Below are 910 nucleotides of genomic sequence, written 5' to 3' on the forward strand. Positions count from 1 at the left end.
TCGCGAGTTCGAGTCTCGTTTCCCGCTCCAAACATGATCCAGGTTTCGGCCTGGGTCGAAGAGAAAAGGGCCTTCGGGCCCTTTTTTCGTTTCTGCGATCCGCACCGCCCTGGTGCTTTTCCCGATTCCCCCCATGTTCCGCTCGGCAGGCCGCTGTCCCGCCGCATCTGCTTGCTCGATCGTCGAGACGAAAAAGGCCACTCGTGGAGTGGCCTTCTCTGGTGGAGCGACGGCGGCGATCAGGGCAGCGCTTTGAGCACCGTCAGCAGGCTGGTGAGGTTGTCGGCCACGCCCAACTGGCCGATCTTCTCGGTGGCGCCGCCGGCGGCGCTGGTATCCAGACTGTAGATCTGCATCACGCCCATGTTGGAAGCGGCCAGGGCCAGGGCGTTCTGCTGTTGCTGGGCGCTCACCGCGTTCTCGAAGAGAATCCCGGTGGAGTGGGCCATGGTCTGGTAGATGGTGCCCAGCGCCATGGCTGGCGCCTCACCGACGACCTTGACGTTGGACTGGGTGACGGCATCGGTGATCTGGTTGTTTACTGCGGTTGGGAAGCTCATGGTGATTCTCCTGAATCATTGCGAAGGATGTACGGCGATTGCTTGGACCCGGCGGGTCAGGCTCAGGTGAAGGATTTCAGTACGGTCAGCAGGCTGGTGAGGTTGTCGGCCACGCCCAACTGGCCGACTTTCTCGGTGGCTCCGGCATCGGCGGCGGTGTCGAGGCTGTAGATTTGCATCACGCCCATGTTGGAGGCGGCCAGGGCCAGGGCGTTCTGCTGTTGCTGGGCAGCTACCGAATTCTCGAACAGGATGCCGGTGGAGTGGGCCATGGTCTGGAAGATCGAGCCCAGCGCCATGGCCGGGGCTTCACCGATCACCTTGACGTTGGACTGGGTGACGGCATCGGT

General features: G+C 62.4%; 2 protein-coding genes. Both read right to left on the reverse strand.

What is annotated here, in order from left to right; all coding sequences use genetic code 11:
• Positions 1-239 precede the first annotated feature (239 nt).
• Positions 240-560: a RebB family R body protein gene (locus tag HMPREF3014_RS10915; RefSeq protein WP_070734516.1), complete on the reverse strand. Its 321-nt coding sequence runs from the start codon at positions 558-560 to the stop codon at positions 240-242.
• Between the two features lie 62 nt (positions 561-622).
• Positions 623-910: RebB family R body protein (locus HMPREF3014_RS10920; RefSeq protein ID WP_070621992.1), on the reverse strand; the 288-nt coding region annotated here is incomplete at its 5' end.

Source organism: Pseudomonas sp. HMSC065H01 (genome assembly GCF_001815235.1).
Classification (GTDB): Bacteria; Pseudomonadota; Gammaproteobacteria; order Pseudomonadales; family Pseudomonadaceae; genus Pseudomonas; species Pseudomonas aeruginosa.

Coding starts and splice junctions, on each gene's coding strand:
- HMPREF3014_RS10915 (WP_070734516.1), bottom strand. CDS start 560: ATGAGCTTCCCAACCGCAGTAAACAACCAGATCACCGATGCCGTCACC.